The organism is uncultured Ruminobacter sp., assembly GCA_902764345.1.
GTDB lineage: Bacteria > Pseudomonadota > Gammaproteobacteria > Enterobacterales > Succinivibrionaceae > Ruminobacter.
Window position 1 is genome coordinate 15,922 of sequence record CACWVT010000013.1, and the last position, 25,272, is coordinate 41,193.

19 protein-coding genes are annotated in these 25,272 nt (G+C 44.0%); 4 read left to right on the plus strand and 15 right to left on the minus strand.

The features are described 5' to 3' along the window. Positions 1-404 precede the first annotated feature (404 nt). The 6 genes from QZU58_RS04005 to QZU58_RS04030 form a co-directional block, all read right to left on the minus strand. Positions 405-2,309, minus strand: coding sequence for a methyl-accepting chemotaxis protein (locus QZU58_RS04005; protein ID WP_294495154.1), 1,905 nt, complete (start codon positions 2,307-2,309; stop codon positions 405-407). A gap of 239 nt (positions 2,310-2,548) precedes the next feature. Beyond that, on the minus strand, positions 2,549-3,373 hold the full coding sequence (gene ttcA, locus QZU58_RS04010; protein WP_294495157.1) for a tRNA 2-thiocytidine(32) synthetase TtcA: 825 nt from the start codon (positions 3,371-3,373) through the stop codon (positions 2,549-2,551). Between the two features lie 157 nt (positions 3,374-3,530). Then, the gene (locus QZU58_RS04015) at positions 3,531-3,965 is read right to left on the minus strand and encodes a DUF5710 domain-containing protein (RefSeq protein WP_294495160.1); all 435 of its coding nucleotides are present in this window, start codon (positions 3,963-3,965) and stop codon (positions 3,531-3,533) included. Positions 3,966-4,069: 104 nt separating this feature from the next. Then, positions 4,070-6,457: a phenylalanine--tRNA ligase subunit beta gene (gene pheT, locus QZU58_RS04020; protein WP_294495163.1), complete on the minus strand. Its 2,388-nt coding sequence runs from the start codon at positions 6,455-6,457 to the stop codon at positions 4,070-4,072. Between the two features lie 11 nt (positions 6,458-6,468). After that, complete coding sequence (gene pheS / locus QZU58_RS04025; RefSeq protein ID WP_294495165.1) at positions 6,469-7,455, minus strand: phenylalanine--tRNA ligase subunit alpha; 987 nt, start codon at positions 7,453-7,455, stop codon at positions 6,469-6,471. Positions 7,456-7,801: 346 nt separating this feature from the next. After that, complete coding sequence (locus QZU58_RS04030; protein ID WP_294495168.1) at positions 7,802-10,813, minus strand: EAL domain-containing protein; 3,012 nt, start codon at positions 10,811-10,813, stop codon at positions 7,802-7,804. A gap of 519 nt (positions 10,814-11,332) precedes the next feature. On the opposite strand from QZU58_RS04030, the gene QZU58_RS04035 reads away from it, so the two are divergent. Beyond that, complete coding sequence (locus QZU58_RS04035; RefSeq protein ID WP_294461187.1) at positions 11,333-12,550, plus strand: acetate kinase; 1,218 nt, start codon at positions 11,333-11,335, stop codon at positions 12,548-12,550. A gap of 107 nt (positions 12,551-12,657) precedes the next feature. Here the strand turns inward: QZU58_RS04035 and QZU58_RS04040 are convergent, their stop codons facing one another. The 6 genes from QZU58_RS04040 to sucC all read right to left on the minus strand — a co-directional run bounded on the left by QZU58_RS04040 (position 12,658) and on the right by sucC (position 18,716). After that, on the minus strand, positions 12,658-13,128 hold the full coding sequence (locus tag QZU58_RS04040) for a GNAT family N-acetyltransferase (protein WP_294495171.1): 471 nt from the start codon (positions 13,126-13,128) through the stop codon (positions 12,658-12,660). A gap of 25 nt (positions 13,129-13,153) precedes the next feature. Further along, positions 13,154-14,428, minus strand: a complete 1,275-nt coding sequence (locus QZU58_RS04045; protein WP_294461191.1) for an FtsX-like permease family protein — start codon at positions 14,426-14,428, stop codon at positions 13,154-13,156. A 3-nt stretch (positions 14,429-14,431) separates the two neighbouring features. After that, complete coding sequence (locus QZU58_RS04050; protein WP_294461193.1) at positions 14,432-15,130, minus strand: ABC transporter ATP-binding protein; 699 nt, start codon at positions 15,128-15,130, stop codon at positions 14,432-14,434. Positions 15,131-15,140: 10 nt separating this feature from the next. Next, a complete protein-coding gene (locus tag QZU58_RS04055; RefSeq protein ID WP_294495174.1) occupies positions 15,141-16,376 on the minus strand; it encodes an FtsX-like permease family protein in 1,236 nt (411 codons plus the stop codon). A gap of 294 nt (positions 16,377-16,670) precedes the next feature. Then, positions 16,671-17,546 (minus strand): succinate--CoA ligase subunit alpha, encoded by an 876-nt coding sequence (gene sucD, locus QZU58_RS04060; protein ID WP_294495177.1) that lies wholly within the window; start codon positions 17,544-17,546, stop codon positions 16,671-16,673. A gap of 9 nt (positions 17,547-17,555) precedes the next feature. After that, positions 17,556-18,716 (minus strand): ADP-forming succinate--CoA ligase subunit beta, encoded by a 1,161-nt coding sequence (sucC, locus tag QZU58_RS04065; RefSeq protein WP_294495180.1) that lies wholly within the window; start codon positions 18,714-18,716, stop codon positions 17,556-17,558. A gap of 536 nt (positions 18,717-19,252) precedes the next feature. On the opposite strand from sucC, the gene gltA reads away from it, so the two are divergent. The 3 genes from gltA (at position 19,253) to QZU58_RS04080 (ending at position 22,014) form a co-directional block, all read left to right on the plus strand. Beyond that, complete coding sequence (gene gltA / locus QZU58_RS04070; protein ID WP_294495182.1) at positions 19,253-20,575, plus strand: citrate synthase; 1,323 nt, start codon at positions 19,253-19,255, stop codon at positions 20,573-20,575. 229 nt (positions 20,576-20,804) lie between these two features. After that, a complete protein-coding gene (locus QZU58_RS04075; RefSeq protein WP_294495185.1) occupies positions 20,805-21,425 on the plus strand; it encodes a DNA-binding protein in 621 nt (206 codons plus the stop codon). Next, complete coding sequence (locus QZU58_RS04080; RefSeq protein WP_294495186.1) at positions 21,403-22,014, plus strand: hypothetical protein; 612 nt, start codon at positions 21,403-21,405, stop codon at positions 22,012-22,014. Before QZU58_RS04075 ends, QZU58_RS04080 begins: the two co-directional genes overlap by 23 nt. Before the next feature lie 71 nt (positions 22,015-22,085). On the opposite strand, the gene QZU58_RS04085 is transcribed toward QZU58_RS04080, so the two are convergent. The 3 genes from QZU58_RS04085 to QZU58_RS04095 form a co-directional block, all read right to left on the minus strand. Next, positions 22,086-22,382, minus strand: coding sequence for a hypothetical protein (locus QZU58_RS04085; RefSeq protein ID WP_294495189.1), 297 nt, complete (start codon positions 22,380-22,382; stop codon positions 22,086-22,088). Between the two features lie 78 nt (positions 22,383-22,460). Next, positions 22,461-23,543: a class II fructose-bisphosphate aldolase gene (fbaA, locus tag QZU58_RS04090; RefSeq protein WP_294460979.1), complete on the minus strand. Its 1,083-nt coding sequence runs from the start codon at positions 23,541-23,543 to the stop codon at positions 22,461-22,463. 85 nt (positions 23,544-23,628) lie between these two features. Further along, the gene (locus tag QZU58_RS04095; RefSeq protein WP_294495192.1) at positions 23,629-24,801 is read right to left on the minus strand and encodes a phosphoglycerate kinase; all 1,173 of its coding nucleotides are present in this window, start codon (positions 24,799-24,801) and stop codon (positions 23,629-23,631) included. Between the last annotated feature and the right edge of the window lie 471 nt (positions 24,802-25,272).

Sequence of the window (25,272 nt, forward strand, 5' to 3'; positions counted from 1 at the left end):
CAGTTCCGATCCGTTATCCGAGCCGGTGATGAAATTCTTTTTTCATCCGTCAGTTTTACCTTGCAAATCCGAGTATATTCCTACTATCCTAGTATGTCAATAGGTTATATATGAAATATATTTATCAAGTATTTCCATTAACGAAATTTTCTTGTTTTTAGAGAGACATATATTGAAAATCCCCAATTACCGGCGATTAAAGACAATTAAGCGATGACATGCTTAAGTAAAGTTGCGTAATTATAGCTACCTTTTCCTAGTTAATCAATATGTTTTACCAAATATTATCAACGACACTGCAGTCAGAACTGCATCATGTTCAAGGAACCCGGCAAAATAAGGAATGCCAAAAAACAGAAACGGAGGTCGAACCTCCGTTTCCTCAGGAATCATCTTCTGATGAATCATTTGTCATAATCTTCAGGCAGAACAAACTTGCTGAAAACGTTCATCATCTCCTTTGACTCAGCCAGCAGTTCACTGTATGCCTCGGAACATTTTGTCATATCGCTCGCTATCTTTTGGGCGCTCTGACGCAGATCCTCCATTCCGTCCTGAACCTCACTGAAGTTATGTTCCTGGACGGTTGTCGAATGAGCTATGGCGCTGGTCATTTCGGAAACCTTGCCTATGTGAACATTTATTTCGTTCAGCTTGTCCACAATAGATTCCACCCACTCAATGGTCTTGCCGCAGCTCTCAGAACTTTTCTTCATCATGGCTACCGCATTGTCCGTCCCTTCCTTGTAAGCCATACTGCTGTTTTCAATTTCCTTAATTGATTCCTGGGTTCTGGATGACAGGACCCGAACCTCGTCCGCAACAACGGCGAACCCGCGACCGTGCTCACCGGCACGGGCAGCTTCGATTGCGGCATTCAAAGCCAGCAGATTAGTCTGCTCCGCAATCTCCCTAATGGTCTCAACCACGGATGACACACCGGAAGTAAGATCATAAAGATGTCTTATGGCCTTTGATGAATCCTCTATGTCGGCACGCAGAATGTTTACTGCCTCCTTGGCATTATTGGCCATCTCAACACTGTTGCTTGAAAGACCATGAACCGATACCACCTTTGAGGCCACCTCATCAGAATTTTTGGAAATTTCATCGGTGGCAAGATGCATTTCCTTTATGGAGTTGGCAAAACCTGAAGTTACCGTTTCCTGATTGCGAAGCTCCGACTCAACATTACCCACCACCATGTTACAGGTATTAATACCTTCAAGTATGGAATTTCCCGTGGCTTTTGCCGAACTTACAATACGACACTGTTCATCCATGAATTCATTCATGTTCGCAGACATGACGCCAATCTCGTCATTGGAAGTACAGTAAACGCGCTCGGTAAAATCATGGTCGATGCTCATGTTGCTGATTAGGGCCGATACGTTGGACACCGGTTCGGAAATATTTCTGGAAATGTAGATTCTGACTGACAGGAAAATAACAATAAACATCAGCAGAAGTGCCGCATACTTGATTCTGATGGATGTATTCACATTACTGAGCACAAGATCCTTTTCAAGACAAATGAAAAGCTTCCATCCTGAATCTCCCACTCTGGAACCGAGAACCCACATTTCTGTGCCGTCGGCATCATTGTAGCTTACATAGCTTGCGTTTTTATTGTCCAGGACGCTGTCCATAAAGCTTTTGGTAAATACTGGGTCTACTTTACTTACATCTTCGCCACGAAGATTGGAATCATTCCATACGATTATATGGTTGTCATGACTGACAAGAAGTATCTTTCCCTGATAAGGAAGCTGCAGATTCTTGTCCGCAACATCTATTTCATCAACGTTTACGTCAATCCCGAATACGCCGTCGTCCTTGCGCACAATCCAGGACACTACCCATCTGTCTACCGTGTCCTCATATTCCATGTCATCCATGGCGACATGCGGCCCGGCTCTGCCGAACCAGTCTTCCTCTCTCGGGTCATAATGATATGAATATTTGCCTGCGCTGTATTCCTCCGGAGTCTGATCACTTGCATATATGGATCCGTCGTCCCCGGCGTAATAAAGATCAGCCTTGTGAGCTTCGGCAATGGACACCTGAAAATCACGCAGTAAAAGCTCCTTTTTGTCCAGTTTGATAAGACTCTCCAGCATGTTTGCATAATTGGACTGCCACTTTTCAATGGAACTGACGTAATTTGTGAGTACTGAATTGAAAAAAAGAAATGAATCACGGATCACACGTTTTTTTTCAAATACCTGACTGTTTATTATTACCGCAACAAAAAACAGAACCAGAGGTATAAACGTCAGTATGAATACTTTTGTTCTTAAAGTTCTCATGATGACACCCGAATATGTACACTGCACGCAGATTTATTATATAGTCATAAGGCCCTATGGGAACAGCGATGACATTCCCTGTATATTGAACTACCTGATAATTCTAACACATCGACAGTCTGTATATTCCGTGTTCAATCTCATTTAGACGTATCAGTCATCGTTTATGACTGATTAATTTAACAGATCACAAAAAATTTAAATTAATGTCACGTAAAAACAGATTCCTTACCACCCAATTAATCGTCATGAGTCTCAGTTAATGTCTTTACCTTCAGATTGAAATCGTACGTGCGGGTATCGAGAAGATGGCTTAAACAGATATCCTTCAAAGCCTTGAACATTATCTCACTGCGGCCGTGATACTGTTTGTCCCAGTTTCTTATCATTTCCTCAATTTCCTTGCGCATCTTATTTTCACCGAGTGAACATATGTCTTTTGACAGTATCGGATATTCCCTGATTTCGGCAAGTTTTATGAGATCCTTTTCCCTGCAGTAGGCAAGAGGTCTTATTACAATATTGTCTCCGTCATCCGTCAGAAGCTTTGGAGGCATGCTTTTAAGCTTGCCCGCATAGAACAGGTTCAGGAAGAAAGTGGCCAGAATGTCATCGGCATGATGACCGAGAGCTATCTTGGTAATTTTTAATTCTCTTGCCGTACGATACAGAATTCCCCTTCTCAGTCTGGAACAAAGAGAACAGATATTTTTTCCGTCAGGAATCTTGTCCGTAATGATACTGTGGATATCTTCCCTGATTACATGATACTCGAGTCCCGTACGTCTCATGTAATCCTCCACAACTCCTTCGGGATATTTTGGAAACATTCCGTTAAGATGCACGGGAACCAGTTCAAAATCCACAGGAGCACTGCGCTGAAGACTCTGCAGAATTTCCAGAAGCGCATAGCTGTCCTTTCCCCCGGACATACATACCATGACCCTGTCACCCGCTTCAATCATGTTGAAATCGGCTATTGCCTTTCCTGCCGCATGTCTGAGTCTTTTCTGAAGTTTGTTGAAGTTGTAGACCTGCTTCTGGTTCAGTTCCTGCGTACTCATATTGTTTAACTGCCTTACTGTTTATGCGTGTACTGTTTAATTTTTTACGAACGTATTATGCGACGATCGCATAATTAACCTGTCCTGCGTACCGTCCATTAACACAAAACCGCAGTATACACTGACATACTGCGGTTTAATAAAAAATTTTCCTGATTTAAATCCACTTGGAGAACTGTTCAAGAGGAATGCCTGCAGGGACATACCATTTTCTGGCATTCTTATCCCACCTGGCCCCGAGAGCCTTTGCTTCATCCTTTTCACTGAACGGCACATTAAGATACGTGACGCCTGAATTATCGTTTCCCGTTCTCCCTGACGCATATTCCGAGTATCCGCGGGCAGAATTCTGCAGACCGGACTGTCTGGCAACACTGCGCCCCGAATCATAAGAACTGCGTGACTGCTGAAAACCGGTACCTGAAGGAACGCCGGTTACACTGTCACCGTATGATAAATCAAAAGGCATGTCCTGACACGGGATGTCACCTTCATCTTCACCGAAAGGCAGATAATCACATTCCGATACGGGAATATTCTCAATACTGAGCCTGTAACGCTCTTCAGTATCAAAATCACTATTGTCGGCCATAACCACTCTCTTAAAAAAGGATTCCTACGAATCTTCAGCGAGACTTAATTCAAGATAAAACCGATTCCGGCAATGCAGAGCATCCGGAACCGGTCATTACGGTCTTAGTCTCTTAAAACCGCACCGAGCTTATCGGCAAGATTACCGATTACGGAATCAGAGAAGCTGCTGATGTCATTGTCCTCAAGAGTCTTTTCAGTACTCTGAAGAATTACGCTGAACGCAATGCTCTTCTTTCCTTCAGGAACACCGTTACCTGCAAACACGTCAAAAATATTAACGTTTCTTACAAGAGAACCACAGTCCTTAACTACACTGATAATGCTGTCTGCAGAAACTGAAGCATCTACCAGAATAGCAAAGTCACGCTTGATTGAAGGATACTTGGAGATTTCTGCATATGCAGGAATCTTACGGGTCTTAAGAGCCGCAAGCTTCAGGTCAAACAGGAATACAGGGCGCTTGAGACCAAGCTTCTTCTGCACAACCGGATGAATCAGACCTACATAGCCGACACATTCTCCGTCAAGCTTGATAACGGCACTGACACCCGGATGCAATGCGGAAATATCTGCTCTTTCGAACACGAAATCACCTGCTCTTCCGGTAACTTCAAGAAGTCTTTCAACATCACCCTTCACGTCAAAGAAGTCAACGTCCCTTGACTCAGTGTTCCAGCTTTCATCAGCCACGGTACCGTAAACGGCACCGGCAATGTGATCTTCCTGAAGAATGCCGTTTTCAGCATTTTCGTCCTTAATAAATGTCAGACCGCATTCAAACAGCTTCATGCGCTGAACCTGACGGTTAACGTTATATAAAACGGTATTTATGAGACCTGCCCAGATGGTTGTTCTCATCGCTGACATTTCAGCAGAAATAGGTGAAGGCAGAATAATTGCTTCAGTCTCAGGCTTTATAATCTTCAGACTTGCTGGATCCACAAAGCTGTAGGTTACAACTTCATGATAACCGTTGTCAGCGAGAACGGACTTGATATCATAAGTGGTAACTTCTGCTTCGCACTGCTTTATCATTCTCAGCGGAGCGACAGGATCGCAGTTTGGAATGTTGTCGTAGCCGTAGATACGGGCAACTTCTTCACAGATATCCACAGGGATTGCAATGTCGTATCTCCAAGAAGGGCTGGTAACAGTTACTGACAGGCCGTCGGCTGATTCGTTAGGTTTCATGCCGAGACGGGTCAGAATATCCATTACGGTAACCTTTGGAATATCGATACCGATTACTTCGTTAATGAAACTGAAAGGAACATTGATGTCATTACGAACAGGGAATTTTTCCGGAGAAACAACCTCATTTACAGGACCGGCCTCTCCGCCGCAGACTTCAAGAATGAAGGAGATTGCTCTTTCCATTGCTTCTCTGGTAATGGTGTAATCCACACCTCTTTCATATCTGTGTGACGCATCTGTTGCAAGGCCGTATTCTCTGGCTCTGTTCTTGATGGCAGACGGAGCAAAGAATGCGGACTCAAGGAGAACATCCCTGGTTTCAGCATTTACACCGGTAGCCGCACCGCCGAAAATACCTGCAAGAGCGATAGGACCTGATTTATCGGCAATAACAAGGGTACCTTCCTTAAGCTCAGCCTCTTCACCGCTTAAAAGCACAAGCTTTTCACCGGCAACGGCCTGACGGACAATAATCTGGCCGTTGAGCTTGTTTAAATCAAAAGCATGCATAGGCTGTCCGAGTTCGAGAAGAATATAGTTTGTGATATCCACAATTGCATCAATCGAACGGATGCCGCAGCGACGGAGTTTTTCCTGCATCCACAGAGGACTTGGACGGGTGATGTCAACATTCTTAATCACGCGGCAGAGATATCTAGGACAAGCATCAGAGTCCTGAACGTCAACACTGAAGGTATCGCTAACTGAAGCAGGTACTTCGGAGATTACAGGGTAGTTAACGTCCTTTGAAGTCAGAACCCCGAGTTCTCTGGCAATACCGCGGATACTCAGACAGTCAGCCCTGTTGGCGGTTAAGTCAACTTCTACAGAACTGTCGTTGAGATTTAAATATTCATGGATATCCATGCCGACCGGAGCATCAGCCGGAAATTCGATGATGCCGTTGCTTTCTTCAGAAAGCTCAAGTTCCTTGAGGGAGCAGAGCATACCGTTTGAAGGCACGCCTCTGAGCTTTGCCGGCTTGATTTTGAAATTACCTGGAAGAACAGCCCCGACCTTGGCACAGGCCACCTTAAGACCGGCACGGCAGTTTGGAGCACCGCACACGATATCCAGAACTTCATCACCGACATTAACGGTTGTTACGTGAAGGTGGTCTGAATCCGGATGGTCGGCACATGTTAAAACCTCACCGACAACAACATTGGTGAACTCGCCGCAAACCGGATTAACGGAATCAACTTCAAGACCGGCCATTGTGATGGTATCTGCAATTGTGTCAACTGAAAGACCGGTAGGAACAAGTTCATCGATCCATAACTTATTGAAATTCATTTACTAAGCTCCTACTTACCAAACTGCTTTAAGAATCTGAGATCATTTTCGAAGAAAGCGCGAAGATCGTTTACGCCGTAACGTAACATGGTCAGACGTTCAACACCGAGACCAAAGGCAAAACCGTGATACTTGCTGGAATCAATGCCTACATTCTCAAGAACCTTAGGGTTAACCATGCCGCAACCGAGAACCTCGAGCCACTTACCGTTCTTCCCCATAACGTCAACTTCGGCAGAAGGTTCGGTGAACGGGAAGTATGAAGGTCTGAAACGAACCTGAAGTTCTTCTTCAAAGAAATTAACAAGGAAGTTGTGAAGAACTCCCTTCAATTCGGTGAATGAGCTCTTTTCGTCAACAAGAAGACCTTCAACCTGATGGAACATCGGAGTATGGGTCATATCATAGTCTGGTCTGTATACACGGCCTGGAACGATTATACGGATAGGAGGTTCCTTCTTTTCCATAACTCGAATCTGTACGCCTGAGGTCTGAGTTCTCAGCAGCAGATTGCTGTTGAAATAGAATGTATCATGTTCTGAACGTGCAGGATGATCAGGTTCAATGCATAATGCATCAAAGTTATGGAAACAGTCCTCAATTTCCGGACCGGCCTCAACATTAAAACCGAGCCCCTTGAAAATTTCCTCAATACGCTTAATGGTTCTGGTTACCGGATGAAGGGTACCGGCCTCAACAGTTCTTCCTGAAAGGGTAATATCAACGCTTTCTGAAGCAAGACGCTTGCTGAGAGCCTCTGCAGCCATGGCTTCTCGCTTGGCATTTAAAGCTTCCATAACCTTGGTTTTGGCAACGTTAACCTCAGCACCTCTCTTTGGTCTTTCTTCAGGAGAAAGAGCACTGAGGCCCTTCATTAAATCGGTGAAAAAGCCCTTTTTGCCAAGATACTGAACTCTTACAGCATCCAGACTTGCTTCATCACTTACTGCATTAATCTGCTGCAGAGCCTTTTGCACCAGCTCTTCTAAATTATCCATACGATCCTCACTACACGTTTACGGCATATGTGTTTCAACTAAAAATCAGGGCATACCATTTCTCTGAGGCTTAGGAAGGGATGACAAAGCCGCATTCCGACCATTCCCGGAGACAACCGTATACAAAAAATTTTCTGATCCGTTCAGAAATCCGAATACCGTAGCATTAAATCAGACGGCACCAAGCTTAATCCGCGAACGGCTTGTTTCCATGCGCAATACCAGCTAAAAAAACAGGTATAACATCACAGAAAATAAAAAAACTGCGATATTATACCCCATCAGAGCATTTTTCCAAAAGACATAAATTAAGACGAACGGCATGATCTTTACTCAGGCCGTCACCTTATTTCTTCTTAATGAATTTACCGGAATATTCCCCTTTGCAGAAATCAAATCCAAGATCACGGACAATCTCATACTGATCTGCATTGTTAACACCTGCAGCCACTGTCTCCATGTTAAGACTCTTAATCATGCTCACCTCGGATTTGGCAATCTTCCAGTTAACGGAATTTCTTACCAGTTCCTTGGTATAGAACTCGCTGACCTGCACGCAGTTAATAGGGAATTTCTCCAGAACCTCTATGGAAATTCTGTTACCTACAAAATCCCTTAATGCAAAGCCTACGCCCAGGCTGCTGAATCTGCCGATAAAACGTTCCAGCTGCTGCAGTCTGTCCTCAAGCCTTTCCGTATCAAACTGGAAATAAAGCTTTGAGCACAGTTCAAGTTTCCCGGAAAGCGCCCTGTATATTGCATCGGCACGATAGTTGTCGCACAGAGTCTCACTGTGAATGGTCACCAAAATTCTGTTAACGTCACCAAGCACGCCACTGTCATTCTGACGTACAAGATTGTCGACAAGCCATACATCGAGATGAGACATCAGGTTAAAGTCAGAAGTCTCGTCCCTGAATTCAGAAACATCAACGAACTGTCCCTTTGAGTTACGGATTCTTACCACATACTCACAACGTGATGAAGCCGCAGAAGAGCCACCGCATCCGAGCATAGGAATTTTTACCGCCATTACACTGTTGGTCTCAATAGCCTGCCATACGGATGTGGACAGAGCCACGCTCTTGCGGGACGTAAGTATGCGATCCGACTTCTCACAGCACAGAATACACTGGTTAGGTCCCTGGGCATGAGCATTTCTGCAGGCCGCATCAGCATATGAAAGCAGTACGGAAACATCATTATCAACAATTGACATATCCACAATACCGCAGTCAGTGGTTACGTTGTAAATAAAGCCTTCAGACTCATAGCGCATGTCGGCGATGTCCTTTATCCAGGCCTTCACCGTATTAAGAACGATATAAACTCCGCGCATTACGACAGCAAATTCATCATTATTAAGGCATATCAGGCAACTGTTTTCAGGAAGATGATTCTGCAAATATTCGGATATCTGTCTTAAAAGTCTGTCGGCATGCTGGTGTCCGACTGTATCCCTAATGTATTTAAGATTGTTTACATGAATAAAGCAGAGGTAATCCTTGCCGCCCTGTTCAGTATTGTCCTGCTCACGAACTCTGGATTCTGCATCTTTCACCCTGCGGTCTCCGGCATCATTAAAGATGCTCTCAAGAAGGCCTATCATATACTTCCTGTTGAACGCACCTGTGTTTTGATCATGATATTCCATGTAGTGAATCTGCTTCTTGAGATTTTCGTCCCCTGAAATATCCTTTACGTCACCGATAATGCTGAAGCTGTCATTATTTTCCTCGGACAGACGGATAGACATGCTTACATGTATCACACATCCTTCCGATGACACGAATCTGAGCTTTATGTTATCAATTGAACCTTCGAGCAGAAGCACGCTTCCGTCACCGTTTTCCCTATTTGAGGAATCATACTTCTGAATGAGTTTGGACACACTGTTGCCGTATATTTTCTGACTATCCTCATCAGCACAAAGATGCTTGATATTAGTCTTGCCGGATCTGCTGATTTCAGAAACGTTCCTGTATCCGAGAACACGGCAAAGGGCAGGATTAATGTTTAAAATTCTTCCGTCGACATCAGCTTTGAACATCCCCTCATTGGTGAGGCTGAAGAAGTTAACGAACTGTCTGCGGCTCATTTTAGCCTTCAGGGTTACGTTACGGTTATAATTCTTTTCCTTGTAGAAACGGTATATCAGAGATGCACTGATCATGATCGCCGCAGATATGGAAATCAGGAAAAAATCATATATTGCATACTTTGACCATCCGAGCATACCGTAGGTGCATACATAAGGGAAAATGCATCCGAACAGGAATGCCAGCTGGGCAAGAGAATATATCAGATGAGCGGAATTTCTCTTCATGACTGCGTAAAGAACCCATACAAGAGTCAGCAGGAACATTACCGCCGTACCGAAGAAAAAGAGAATTGAAGCAAAGTATCCCGGACAGAACCATACAACAACGGCACTGCAGACAAAGAACAGCCCGAACGTTCTGCTGATGTACTTAAGCACTGTCCACTTTGCATTACTGAGGTATTCGAGACTTATCAGCTGAATCCCCCACAGCGTAACAAAACAGAAACAGGTATACAGTCTCGCAATGTCAAGATGATTCAGAAATGACAGGAAAAGAGACGAGTAGCTTCCCGTTATCAGGAGATTAGCAAGAATCCCCATGGCAAAAAGGTTGTATGCCAGATATCTCTTTTCTCTCAGCAGGAAAAACATGATGAGAGAGAATATGCTTACCAGCAGCATAAAACCTGTTATTACCGCATTCACGATTTTTTCTTCTGCATCATGATGGGAGAAGCTTCTAAGATCCTGAAGTCTGAGATCAAGACGATAGTCCTGATCAGACTTCACCCTGATGTAAAGCTCAGTCTTGCCGTCCTTGAAATCAAGGAAATTAATCGGGAAGGAGTAACCAGCCGAAGGGAAAATCTTTCTTGCTCCGGATTTCATACCCGTATGCCATACTCTTGAAAGTGCTCCATTTGGACCTATGACGTAGACACTCAGGTATTTCACGAAAATATTGTTTACTGAAAGAACAAGATTTCTTTCATCTGCTGACCTGTTGGCAATAGTGACATGATACCAGTAAGTCTTATCGGCAATTTCAGGGAAAACGGAACAGCTGGACATGTAGTCAGAATTTGTCTGCCAGCCGGTATCAGGAAGATCCCACGGCCATTCCGCATCTTCCTCCCCTTCCATAAATTCAACATAGGGATTTAAACGCACATTTACATTGCTGTCTGTAATCACATACATGGTTGACGGATCCGCAGGCACTTGTTCCTCATTCCATGCATCTGCGATCGCCACGGAAAAAAATATCCCCAGCATGGCGAATACCGAACACCAAAAAGCCCAGAACTTACGCATTCAAACTCCCTTATAAATAAGTTGTCACTTGAGTTAAAGCATCAAAAAGTTGAATATGAATATATGAATAAGATCACATTTTAACAAATATATTTATATTTTAAAAGTTAATTTACAAAACATTATATTTATATGCCACACCAAAAAACAACATTTTACAAAAACATGTTTATTACAATTATCATATAACGCAATTATTTTTTACATTTATATCAATATTATTTAACATTTGTTTTACTAACAACTGATTTTTATGCCGATAAAATCTTAATTACCGTTCGGTTCCGAAGCACACGGACGAGTGTATTTACAACAGTCATCAGCCTCTGGTGAAAACAAAACCTCTCCCTGTACATTTTAATTTAGAAAAATAATCCATAGTGTGCTAAAATTGCGTGAAATTATTGGATTATCCCTCGGGACAGTCCAATTGTCGTTTTTATAAACCCCAACAAGATTCCGGATAAACCTCTCACATTCAGTGACTTGAGGTTATTTTTGTTTATTTAAGGATTTTTTATGTCAAATGTTGAAAAGACCGTGCTGGTTATCAACTGTGGCAGCTCTTCTGTAAAGTTCGCCATTATCAACCCTAAGGATGGTCACGTATATTTAAACGGTATCGCAGAATATTTAAATCTGCCTGAAGCAAGAATTGAATGGAGATTCGAAGGTCAGGACAAACAGAGTCAGGATCTTGGAAACAAGGCTGACCACGACATCGCAATCAGCTTCCTGAACAGCAACATTCTCGCAACCCGTCCGGATCTTCTGGATTCCCTCTGTGCCGTAGGCCACCGTATCGTGCAGGGCGGTGAACTTTACACTGAGCCTACTCTTGTTACCGACGAAGTTGAAGCAGGTATTGAAAAGTGTATTCCTTTCGCACCTTTACACAACCCAGCCCACCTTATCGGTATCAGAGCAGCCAGAAAGTCATTTGCTAACGTTCCTCACGTAACCGTATTCGACACTGCTTTCCACCAGACCATGCCTCCTGTTGCCTACAGATACGCAATTCCTGAAGAACTCTATACCAAGAATGGTATCAGACGTTACGGTGCTCACGGTACTTCTCACGGCTACGTTGCAGCAGAAGTTGCAAAGCAGCTTAATGCAGATCCGGAAAACTTCAACGTCATTACCTGTCACCTCGGTAACGGTGCTTCCGTAACTGCCGTTAAGAACGGCAAGTGCGTAGACACCTCTATGGGGCTCACTCCTCTCGACGGTCTTGTAATGGGTACCCGTTGCGGTTCAATCGACGCATCAGTAGTATTCTTCATGTGTGACGTTTTAGGTTACAAGGTTGAAGAAGTTCGCGAAATCTTCAACAAGAAGTCAGGCCTTATGGCTCTTTCCACCACCACTTCCGACTGGAGAGGCATCACCGAAGGCTATGAAAAGGGTGATGAAAAGTGTACCCTGGCTTTCGAAATGTTCTGCTATCGTTTAGCCAAGTACATTGCCTCTTACTACGTTCCACTTGGACACGTTGATGCCATCGTATTTACCGGCGGTATCGGTGAAAACTCATACTTAATGAGAAAGCGCGTTGTAGAACTCTTACCGGAAGTATTCGGTGCAAAGCTTGACCAGGAAGCCAACAGCAAGGCTCGTGCTTATCTTGGCGGTAGCGGTCCAATCCACTCTGAAGATTCAAAGGTTAAGATTGTTGTAGTTCCTACCAACGAAGAACTCGTAATTGCACGCAGTGCTTTCAAGTTCGTTAAGTAAAAACGTGGTCCCTACGGATTTTTCCGTAACATAACATAAACGAAAAGGGCCTTTAATGTTTTTCATTAAAGGCCCATCTTCTTTTGGAATCCGTTATTGTGCAGTCATCAGCTGCATATCTTCTCCATGTAGACAAACGTGAGATTAGGACTTACAGTCTTTCTGTCAAAGATGACATATCCGTTTTTCTCATATAAACGGATATTCTCCGGACTTGCAACCGATGTAAAAAGCTCGTATCTTTTTTCGGGAAAAATTTTCTCTATCTCTGCAAGAAGGCGGGAGCCATATCCCCGATGACGGTAACCGGGACTGACTATCAGCTTTCCAACATAAACAGTGTCACCATTCACCAAGGCTCTTACAGAAGCCACAATTATATCGTCACAGACGAGCTTCAGCACAAGCCCGTGCTCATACTCATCAGTAAGCTCTTCAATAGTCTGCGTCAGCGGAGGAATACTGAAATCCCCCATACTCTCAGCAACGGTGTAAAAAGCACTGTACTGAAGCTGAAGAATCTCCGCCAAATCATCACGTGAAGCCTTTGAAATCACTGCATCCATAGCACATTCCATGTGAATTCCTCCATAAAGCCACGAGTTACTTGCCTGATAATTCGGTGGCAGGATTAATGTAGGCAGCCTTAATGCCTGGAAGCACTGCGGCCAGCAGGGCAATCAGAATACATACTGCAGCAATGGCCAGAACCTCCCAGTAGTTAACCGACGTAGGAACATAATCCATAAAGTATGTTTCTGATTTAAGAATTCTGATACCGAATACATTCTGAATGAAATTTATCACTTCCGTAAGGTTTATGGCAATCACGAGGCCGAAAAGTACTCCGAAAACTGTGCCGTATATACCGCTGAAAAGCCCCTGTACCACAAAGGTCTGCATTACCTGAAACCTGGAGTACCCCATGGAAATAAGAATGGCCACTTCGCTGCGCTTCTCATTCACCGACATTATGAGACTGGAAACTATGTTGAAGCAGGACACAACTATCACAAGCAGCAGCGCCAGACACATTACCGTACGAATCATCTGAATATCTCTGTACAGCGGGGCTGCCTGATCCATCCAGCTCTGAAGTCCCATAGGTGTGGACACGGAATTCACAAGCTCCATGACGGCAGTTCTTGCCTCGTTTATTGAATTGAAAAAGCTGTCTGTTTTTACAAAAATGCTGGAAGACTGATTCTTCTCCATGCCAAGAAGGCTGCGTATCGTACTCAAATCAACGTACGCAATGACACTGTCCAGCTGACCGCCGATTCTGAAAACTCCCACAACCCTGCAGTTAATCCCAAGAGGAGCACTCATGGTACCGTTACTGTTATTTTTGGTAACGATAAGCTCAACGGAATCTCCTTCGGCGACCTCCAGTTTCCTGGCCAAATCAAATCCGAGAACAATTTTAGGCCCCTCAACACCATCCTCATCAGGCTTTAAATCCGCAAGAGTCACATTCGGGTTAACCATAAACTCATCAACGCTCACCACCTGTCTGTAGTCAGCGGCATTCACAGCCGTAATTCTTGCAGAACGGTATCTGTTGTCATGATTTAACATGGCATTAATTACCATTCCCGGAGATGCTGCGGTTATCCCCTGTCTGTCCTGAATTTTCTCGGCAACCTTATCCGCATCGTCAAAATAGCCGCTCATTGAGCGCACTTCGACAACAGGCATTACCCCAAGAACCCTGTGAGAGACCTCTTTTTCAAAACCGTTCATTGCGGACAGACCGATTATCAGCGCAGCCACGCCGATAGTTATTCCGACAATGGAAGCAATGGATATAAAACCAGACATAATGGTTTTTTTCTTGCTTCTTGAGAACTGTAAACCAACTTTTAACGGTAAAAACATAACTTATTTCACCTTAATCAGTCCGTCTGACATTTCACAGGTTCTCTCAAATCTGGAGGCAAGATCCCTGTCATGGGTTACGACCAGCATTGAGCACCCATTTTCCTCTCTGAGCTCGCTTAAAAGTGCGAATACCTCACCCGCACTCCTGAAATCCAGGTTTCCGGTAGGTTCGTCAGCCAGAATCAGCTCAGGCTTATTGGCTATAGCCCTTGCGATGGCCACTCGCTGTCTTTCACCGCCGGAAAGCTCTGAAGAACGATGGTTCATTCTGTGAGCAAGCCCCACCCTGTCGAGAAGATACCTTACCCTGTCATCAATCTGCTTCTTGGTGTATTCCCCTGAAATCATAAGAGGAAATGCCACGTTTTCGTATGAAGTAAAATCACTGAGCAGATGATGGAACTGATACACAAAACCCAGACTGTGGTTTCTGAAATAATCCCTACGTCTGCTGCTGAGCTTAAAAAGGTTATCCCCCTTGAAATAAACACTTCCCTTTGAAGGTTTATCCAAAGTTCCGAGAATGTGCAGCAGGGTGCTTTTTCCCGAACCTGATGAGCCTATGACCGCAACCATCTCGTTGGTATAAATATCAAGATCCACTCCCTTAAGCACATGAGTAACCACACTGCTTTCAACGTAATCTTTACTGATTCCCTCAGCTCTTAATAATATTTCACGATCATTATCAATACTCATGTGATTTACCTTACTCATAACGAAGTGATTCCACCGGAGACTGTCTTGCAGCCCTGATTGAAGGATATATGGTGATGGCAAAGCTAAGTGCCACGGTAATAACCATTATCATGACAATCTGCATGGTTACCACCTGTACCGGTATTCCGCTTCCTCCAGCGGAAATATAAAGGTTTATTCCGAGAACATTCAGAATCTTATCAAGGAATTTAACCGTAATAAGCCCCAGACCAAGTCCCAGAAAGGAACCGATAATACCGCTTACCGCACCTTCAGTAATAAAAATTTTCATAACTGAGGACTGGCTCAGCCCCATGGTACGCATTACAGCGATTTCGGCAACCTTACTGCTTACCACCATGGCAAGGGACGAAAGCATGTTGAATATGGCCACCATAATTATAAGAGCCAGCATCAGCCCCATCATGATTCTTTCCATGGCCACGCTCTGGAAGAACTCACCCAGCTCTATTCGCCAGTCCTTTACGGTGACTGATGGATCTATTTTCCTCATTTCTTCAGTGAAACTGCCGATTTCAAACGGATCCTCGAGCCATACTCTGAAACCTGAAACATATCCATTCTGCATGTGAGTAAGCTTACGAACATCCTCGATATTGGCAAGAATCATCTTTGACGGCATGCCTCCGACCGAATATGCGCCTGAAACAGTAAAAAGACGCTGTGACGGAACCCTGCCGAAAGGAGTAAATTTGACATATGAAGCGGAAATGATGCGCATTTCATCAGAAATATTGGTTTTAAGAAGCTCCAGCGTATCCCATCCGGAAATAACCTCAAAGCTTCTCGGTACAAGACTGTTAAAGGCTTCGGAACCTGCAGAAGCCCTGACAAGATCAATTCCCGGATAGGATTTCGGATCTATGCCGAGCATGGTGGCTCCATAAATGCCGTTTCTTCCCTGTACCATAACATCGTCGGTAATCTGAGGAGCTACAGCCAGCACACCTTTTATCCCTGTGATTTTTTCCACGTCGTAGTCTTGAACTATCATGTCACTGTCAGTTGTTACAACCGCATGAGGAACAGATGACAGAAGTCTGTCCTTGAGTTCCCCTTCAAGCCCGTTCATCACGGAAACAACCACAATCAGTGCGGCCACTCCAAGCATTATGCCTATCATGGAAAGTAATGCAATAAACGTGGCAAAACGGTGATTTGACGATGCAAATGCATAGCGGAGTCCGATGGCAACGCTCAGCGGTAACATTTTCAGCAGAGACATGATGATAAAACACCCGGTTCCAGGCTAACCGGACATACGGTCTGGCGTATCCCGTTAACCTAAGTTAAATTCATTATCCCGATCCGGTAAGCCTTTCGGCACGGACAGAATGCAATTATATCCCAAACAGGATTCACTAAAATGCGAATTTATTTATGTTTCAAAATAAAAATCCGGAATTCAAAAAAAATTCGAAATAATCAAGATAAAAAATCCCGTTCCCGGGATTTTTTATCTGTTTTCCGACACAATATATTTTTCAGAAAAACGTTGCGGGCCGTTTACAGCAGGAAACTACTTCCAGCCTGTAACTTCCCTTAAGCCGTCGGCTATGTCTGCAAGAGATCTTACAATCTTCACTCCCGCACTTTCCAATGCCCTGAACTTTTCCTCAGCGGTTCCCTTTCCACCGGCAATAATCGCACCGGCATGCCCCATTCTCTTGCCCTTAGGAGCGGTCGCACCTGCAATGTATGCTACGACCGGCTTGGTTACGTGTTCCCTGATGTACTGGGCAGCCTCTTCTTCTGCCGTACCGCCGATTTCACCAATCATTACGATTGCCTCGGTTGCATCATCCTTTTCAAAAAGCTTCAGAATGTCAATAAAGTTGGAGCCCGGGATAGGATCGCCGCCGATACCGACACAGGTAGTCTGACCGAATCCGGCATCCGTTGTCTGCTTTATGGCCTCGTAGGTAAGAGTTCCGCTGCGTGAAACGATACCTACCTTACCCTTCATGTGAATTGAAGCAGGCATGATACCGAGCTTAGCCTCACCACTGGTCACAATACCAGGACAGTTTGGACCGATCATGGTAATGTCAGTGCCCTCAAGACGTCTCTTTATCTGAAGCATGTCCAGTGTAGGAATTCCTTCAGTTATGCAGACAATAAGCTTAATCCCTGCATCAATAGCTTCAAACACCGCATCCTTACAGAAAGGGGCAGGAACGTAAATCATTGTGGCTGTAGCACCTGTTTCCTGTACCGCTTCCCTTACGGTATTAAATACCGGTAAACCGAGGTGAACCTGACCGCCCTTTCCCGGAGTCGTACCGCCGACAAGCTTGGTACCGTATGCGAGACACTGCTCGGAGTGTGATGTTCCCTGAGAACCTGTAAATCCCTGACAGATAGCCTTGGTTTCACTGTTTAATAAAATAGCCATTACCTTCTCCTAACGTGCACTCTTTACCGCAAGCTCAGCAGCTTCCCTGAGAGAATTTGCAGAAATGATATTAAGTCCGCTGGCATCAAGTTTTGCCAGACCGGCCGGAGCCTGATTACCTTCAAGACGGACAACAACGGGCACGCTGACACCAACTTCAGCAACGGCACCGATAATGCCGTCAGCAATAAGATCGCAGCGAACAATACCGCCGAATATGTTTACCAGAATGCACTTCACATTACTGTCAGACAGAATAATCTTAAAGGCCTCAACCACACGTTCTTTTGTTGCCGTGCCGCCCACGTCAAGAAAGTTTGCCGGATTTCCTCCATAGGTCTTAATGATATCCATTGTTCCCATTGCAAGACCGGCACCGTTAACCATGCATCCGATGTTTCCGTCAAGGGCAACATAGTTAAGATTTACAGCCTGAGCCCTGGCTTCACGCGGATCCTGCTGTGAAGGATCATCAAGTTCGGCCAGATCCTTGTGACGAAACAGTGCATTGGAGTCGATATTGATTTTCGCATCGAGACACAGAAGTCTGTTGTCACCGGTTATTACAAGCGGATTGATTTCAAGAAGAGACAGATCCTGTTCATGGAACATTCTGCTCATGCCGAGAAACATGGTTACAAACTGCTTAAAAGCATCACCGGTAAGTCCGAGTCTGAAAGCAAGTTCCCTGCCCTGAAACGGCATTGCACCGCTTATCGGATCAATAACAGTCTTAAAAATCTTTTCAGGGGTTTCGGCTGCAACCTTCTCGATTTCCATGCCGCCTTCCGTTGAAGCCATAAAGACCACACGTGCCTTTGACCTGTCAATGGTAGCCCCGAGATAAAGTTCCTTTCTGATATCGGAACACTCTTCGATAAGTAACTTGGATACCGGCTGTCCGCGTTCGCCGGTCTGCACGGTAACAATTCTGTTACCCAGCCATTTTTCTGCAAATTCAGCCGTTTCGGTTGCAGTTCTGCACACCTTTACGCCTCCGACCTTGCCTCTGCCGCCGGTATACGCCTGACATTTAACAACAACCGGATTTCCGTTAAACTCCTCAAAAGCCTTTTCCGCCTCGGCAGGAGTACTGCAAACCGTATTTTTAGGAACAGGTAATCCGTATTTTCTTAAAAGTTCTTTGGCCTGATATTCATGTAAATTCATTTTGTACAAAACCTGTATATAAAAAAGTTGCCCGTTTCCCGACCTCCGGTCTACATGCCGGAATAAACTACATGCGGCAGACCCGATCCTAAACTCAGATCTCCAAAACATTTTCACGTAATCTGGTAAAAACCCCGGAATCCGTTCTCAGAAACAGCGAGAACCAACATACATCCCGTCCGGGAATTTCCACGAAAAAACATCCACTGCGGAAAACGACTTATTAAGGTTAAACCGTTGTCAATTATAGCCATACACACCATAAATTTAAAGTCAAAGATCAACAATAAGTTAATGAGTAATACTTGATGTCAGTTACAACTACTGATTTTCAGGATAAAAATCAGCACCGATATTCTGCAACACAAGTCATCAATGACAGCGTTATCATGTAAATATTTTGGCTTTTACATGTTTTAATTATGTCAAATGCTTTCATTATGGTTATAATAGTAGCAGTTTTTTGACGAATGGCTATGTAAGCAATTTCAATAACTGTCCGCCACGAAAAAGATTTATTATGAAGGAGTCTAAAAATGTCCGAAGTGACTAATCAGAAAGTTGCTATTCTCAATATACCGGGTTTGGATCCGATTGAACTTCCCATTCTGAAGGGAACGGAAGGTCCGGAAGTAATTGACGTGAGGGCTCTCGGTTCTCATGGATACTTTACCTACGACCCTGGTTTTGTTTCAACGGCCTCATGTAAATCAAAGATCACCTTTATCGATGGTGAAAAGGGCATCTTACTCCATCGCGGATACCCAATTGCACAGCTGGCAACACAGACCGACTACCTTCAGGTCTGCTACCTTCTTCTCAACGGAGATCTGCCTAACGAAGAACAGTATGCGAACTTCAAAAAGCGCATAACCTACCACACCATGGTTCATGAACAGATTAACTCACTGTTCAAGGCTTTCCGCAGAGACTCCCACCCGATGGCAATAATGTGCGGTATTGCCGGTGCTCTTTCAGCGTTCTATCATGACAATCTCGATATCTATGATCCTGAACACCGCGAACTGACCGCCATGCGTCTTGTTGCCAAGATGCCAACCCTCGCAGCCATGGCCTACAAGTATTCAATAGGTCAGCCGTTCATGTCTCCTAAGAATGATTTAAGCTACGCAGGCAACTTCCTTCACATGATGTTTGCTACCCCTTGTGAGGAATATGTGGTTAATCCTGTAATTGAAAAGGCGCTTGACAGAATTTTTATTCTCCATGCAGATCATGAACAGAACGCATCAACCTCATCAGTACGTCTCGCAGGTTCTTCAGGTGCCAACCCTTATGCATGTATTGCTGCCGGTATTGCATCTCTTTGGGGGCCTGCACACGGCGGTGCAAACGAAGCCTGTCTGAGAATGCTCGAACGTATCGGAACAGTAGATCGCATTCCTGAATTCATCGCCAAGGCAAAGGATAAGAACGATCCGTTCAGACTCATGGGATTCGGCCACCGCGTATACAAGAACTACGATCCTAGAGCAACCGTAATGCGTGACACCTGCCACGAAGTTCTGAAGGAGTTGAACATCAAGGATCATCCTATTCTTGACGTCGCCGTTGAACTCGAAAGAATCGCACGCAGCGATGAATACTTCATTCAGCGTAAGCTCTACCCTAACGTGGACTTCTACTCAGGCATCATTCTGAACGCAATCGGCATTCCAACCAACATGTTCACCGTAATCTTCGCACTGGCAAGAACCATCGGCTGGATTACCCACTGGATTGAAATGAATGAAGAAGCCGATTCACGTATCGGCAGACCTCGTCAGATCTACGTAGGAAGTCCAACCAGAGAGGTTAAGCCTATGAGTGAACGTGAAGCCTGCCCTAAGAAGTTCTAATGGCTCATTAAGATTTTTCAATATTAGGAAAAGACCCGGTCGGGTCTTTTCCTTTTTTATGTATATGCACTTAACATTGCCAATCGTGCATTACTCCTCAAAAACATTGAAAACAGCTTTTTCGCATTGGTTCCGATAGCCGTGATTTGAGATATTAGGCTTGGACACATGCATGAATATTCTATATACTGATGTCATCGTTATTTCAGAATCATTTTACCGGATACCTATGACTCCCATAACCGAAGCTGAAGTTTTACGCATTGCCAGAAGCCTTCTTCTTAAAGGAGAAAAGGTCAGCGTGAATAAAATCAGAGACTCTCTCGGTCACGGTTCCTATTCCACGATCCTGGAAATTCTGGAAAAAAACGGCATCAGAACAGCAAAAAACAAAATATCACGCAAGACGACGGAAGCTACTGACATGGAGCGGCTGGAGATTCTCACTCAGTTGCAGAAATCAGTAATCAGGGAACAGTGTCGCAACGAATCCCTAAGGGAAAAAATCCGTAAGCTGCACGATCCATCATTAATAGAAAACATCATTCTTCTTAATCTGGTAAAAACAATTCTGGTACGGCACCTCTCACAGGAAAACAGACATGTTAAATTCATGCCTGATGATGAACTAAAATGGAAGTTTCTCAAACAGCATGCAGATTTTTCTCAAAGCACAATAGACAATATGGAACGCATGCTTATAGAGGATTTTCTGAACGGTATCCAATCCTTGAAAAACAATATGGACAACCTTCGTCTCAACGGAGGTTACCAGAGTCTGATGAATATTGAAAAAATGCTTAGGGATCTACTTAACAGGAATAAAAATGACGGGGTTTACAACTACTGAGATTGAACTGGCCATAAAAAACCTGGAAGCGACCAATCAGAAAGTCTCAACCATCAACATGAGAAAAATTCTTGGACGCGGGTCTTATGGCACATTGCAGAAAATTCTGCGGCAGAAAGGCTATCTGGAAGAGCCAGTCAAAAGCTCTGAAACTGGTGAAAGCAATGTTTCCGGGCTAGGTTATGCGACAAACAGCCCAGATACAAACCACGAGAATAAGCAGGTCACGGAGACCTGCGAAAATTATCAGTCTCTCGGTTCCTCAGGCATTGAAAGCATGATACACGATGCTGAAAAAACTCTGAACCAGCTCAGAAGTGAAAATCTTAAACTCAGCAACGACATTCAGCACATTGAAAATGATATTACCGCCCCACTGACAGAATATCAGGCTGTACTCAAATTTTTCAACAACAGATTATTCCAGGGAAGTTGTCCGGAAATTCCGGAGGATCTTTTGATCGTTTTACGTGAACTTATACTGAGGAGCAGACAGCATCTGGGCATACTCCATAATGACAAATCTGAATTCTACCGCGATGAGGCTGACAAACTGCTCAAAGCTATATTTCTAAGTCAAAACATCTGAACTGAAAAAAACATCCTCAAGCATAGAGATCTTACGCAGGTATTCACGTATTGTGTCAGCAGCAACAATCATCAGTGCTTATAACGATCCGCAACATTCCTGTCATAATCGCTACGTCTGCAACTATTCACCTTAGGTCTGCTCCTGTTTCCTTTGCCGTCAGATTTATTCACAAGCTCATTAAGAAGACAGTACAGTAAAAATCCGGCAAATACCAGAAAGACAATTAGAAGAATATACTTAACAAAAGGATAGGTATTAAGAAACTCATCACTGAACAGATCACCACCACCTGAATGTCCTCTAAAGCGAAAACCATGACCATGGTGTCTGCAAAAATAATACAGATGCGGAATATTATTAAACATTATAATTAAAACTCAAACATGTAAAAAACCCCGGAATTTCCGGGGTTAGTATTATTTATAAATATCTGAAATCAGACATTAGAGGGAGTTCTTAGAACCTAATTCTTCGAAAGCTTCCTGTAAACGAGCGATCATGCCTTCCTGACCCTTACGTAACCATACGCGTGGATCGTAGTACTTCTTGTTAGGAGCATGTTCACCTTCTGGGTTGCCTAACTGACCCTGTAAGTAAGCTTCCTTATCCTTGTAGTAGTTTAATACACCACTCCAGGTAGCCCACTGGGTATCGGTATCGATGTTCATCTTAACAACACCGTAGCTAACTGCGTCACGGATATCCTGAGCAGCTGAGCCTGAACCGCCGTGGAATACGAAGCTTAATGGCTTAGCACCCTTAGCAAGACCTAACTTTTCAGCTACATAAGCCTGTGAATCGCGGAGGATGGTTGGCTTAAGCTTAACGTTACCAGCCTGGTAAACACCGTGTACGTTACCGAATGATGCAGCGATGGTGAAGTTAGGGCTGATCTTGCTTAAACGTTCGTAAGCATAGTAAACGTCTTCTGGCTGAGTGTAGAGAGCTGATTCATCCTTACCTGAATTATCAACACCATCTTCTTCACCGCCGGTGCAGCCTAATTCTAATTCAAGGGTCATATCGATCTTAGCCATACGTTCTAAGTACTTGCAGCAGAGGTCGATGTTGTCCTTTAAAGATTCTTCTGAAAGGTCGATCATGTGAGAAGAGAATAAAGGTACGCCGTGTTCAGCATAGTACTTTTCACCAGCATCGAGAAGACCGTCGATCCATGGAAGAAGCTTCTTAGCGCAGTGGTCAGTGTGCATAATTACAGGGACGCCGTAAGCTTCAGCTACGTTACGTGCGTGTAAAGCAGCAGAGATAGAACCTAAAACCTGAGCCTTCTGACCTTCAAGCTTTAAACCCTTACCAGCGATGAACTGAGCACCACCGTTAGAAATCTGAACGATAACCGGAGCCTGAGCAACGCGGGCAGCTTCGATAACGGCATTGATAGAATCGGTACCAACACAGTTAACAGCTGGAATTGCAAAGCCGTTTTCTCTGGCAACTGCAAAAACCTTGTTTAAATCCTTACCGGCAATAACGCCTGGCTTTACAACGTCTAAAATCTTAGTCATTTAGATAATTTCCCAATATATATATTGATTTATAAAATAAAAGCAGAAGCGGGAGGACTGACATCCTCCCGTTTAATTTCATTAATTAAGCCTGTTCAGCTGCACGCTTTTCCAGAATTTCTACAGCTGGGAGCTTCTTGCCTTCAACGAATTCAAGGAATGCACCACCACCGGTAGAGATGTAAGAGATCTTGTCGGTTACACCGAACTTCTGGATTGCATTGATGGTATCACCACCACCAGCAATTGAGAATGCATCGCTTTCAGCAATTGCCTTAGCCATTTCTTCGGTACCCTTGGCAAAATTGTCGAATTCGAATACGCCTACTGGACCGTTCCAGAGGATGGTCTTTGCATTCTTGATGATTTCAACAATCTTTGCAGTGCTCTTTGGACCGAAGTCGAAAATCTTGTCATCAGCGGCAACATCAGCAACATCCTTGGTTTCAGCAGCTGCGGTTTCGCTGAATTCCTTACCGGTTACAACGTCGATAACTTCAGGAATAGTGGTCTTGCTAGCGATATCCTTAGCAGTATCAACGAGATCTGGTTCGTATAATGAACCGCCTACGTTCTTACCTTCAGCAGCGATGAAGGTATTAGCAATACCGCCACCAACGATGATCTGGTCAGCAATCTTTGCTAAAGAGTATAAAACTTCGAGCTTGGTAGAAACCTTTGAACCGCCAACAATAGCAACCATTGGTCTTGCTGGGTTGTCCATAGCCTTACCTAAAGCGTCAAGTTCAGCAGCGAGAAGAGGACCTGCACAAGCGATAGGAGCGAACTGAGCAGCACCGTAGGTGGTACCCTGAGCGCGGTGAGCAGTACCGAATGCATCCATTACGAATACGTCACAGAGAGCAGCATACTTCTTGGCAAGTGCTTCATCATTCTTCTTTTCGCCCTTGTTGAAACGGCAGTTTTCGAGAACTACAAGTTCACCGGCCTTAACGTCAACAGGAGTATCAAGATAATCCTTTACGAGACGTACCGGACAATCCATGTGATCCTTTAAGTAATCAACTACTGGCTTTAATGAGAAAGCTTCATCGTATTCACCTTCAGTTGGTCTACCGAGGTGAGAAGTAACCATAACCTTTGCACCTTTTTCAAGAGCGTACTTAATGGTTGGCATGGTAGCGGTAATACGCTTGTCAGAAGCAACCTTACCATCTTTTACAGGTACGTTAAGGTCGGCACGGATTAATACTCTCTTACCGGCTAAGTCTAAGTCAGTCATCTTGATAATTGACATATCAAAGTCCTCATTCTTATTAAGACAAAATAACAAAAAACTACCGATGATTTTAAATCACCGGTCAACAATTCAGATGCCGTCTGACGGCACGTTCATTTCATTTAAAGCAGCACCGGTACTACACCTACCGTATTAAATATTTTCATGCTGCCTAAAACTGCAGTCTGCATAAAAGTCCAGGGATGAAACCGTCATCAGGAAGCTAAAACCTCCGTACTTTTCATGCACCCGTTAATTGTACTACTTTTTATGAAAACTGTCTTTTAAAAAATTCTTAAACATCCTTTCAAGGGGATTTTAAACGTAAGCTCCGATTTTTATGCATAAAGCATAATACAGGACTACTGCCTTCTGTTCAAAACATGTTCAAAACTCGAGATTCCCACTTGTTTTAAAGTGAAAATAACAACATAACCCATATCCTAGGCGGTTTGGGTGTTTTTTAAAAACATGTATTGATTTTTGGAT